This window comes from Bacillus sp. LR--39, assembly GCF_053613335.1.
Genome location: NZ_JBSIOT010001432.1, coordinates 1 through 549 on the forward strand (window position 1 = coordinate 1; position 549 = coordinate 549).

1 protein-coding gene is annotated in these 549 nt (G+C 43.0%); it reads left to right on the forward strand.

Features of this window, described 5'->3' with window-relative positions; all coding sequences use genetic code 11:
* Positions 1-549: flagellar filament capping protein FliD (fliD, locus tag ACWHAR_RS30965; protein WP_452088918.1), on the forward strand; the 549-nt coding region annotated here is incomplete at both ends.

Sequence of the window (549 nt, forward strand, 5' to 3'; positions counted from 1 at the left end):
GTTGACGGGATTTATGAAAAGATTAAAGACTTTGTCACACAGTACAACGAACTGATCGATATGGTCAACGGCAAGCTCACGGAAAAGAAATACCGCGACTATACGCCGCTGACAGAAGAACAGAAAAAAGATATGACGGAAAAGCAAATTGAGCTGTGGGAAGAAAAAGCGAAAAGCGGATTGTTAAGGGGCGACACGATTTTAAGCGGCGCCACCAATCAAATGAGGACAGATTTTTATTCGAATGTCTCTGTGAACGGCGAATCGCTGCAGCTCACTCAGTTTGGAATTACGACATCAAGCGTATACAGTCAGCGCGGTCATTTAGAGATCAACGAAGAAAAGCTGAAAGCGAAAATTAAAGAAGACCCTGACAGTGTGGCAAACCTCTTTATGGCGGGAACGAGCAGCACGGAAAATTACAATGAAAAAGGCATCATGAGACGCCTTCAGACGGTTTTGACCGATACGAAGAAGCAGATTGAAGATAAAGCCGGAAATTCAGCAATGGCAAACAATCAATTTACAATCGGGAAAAACTTGAATACA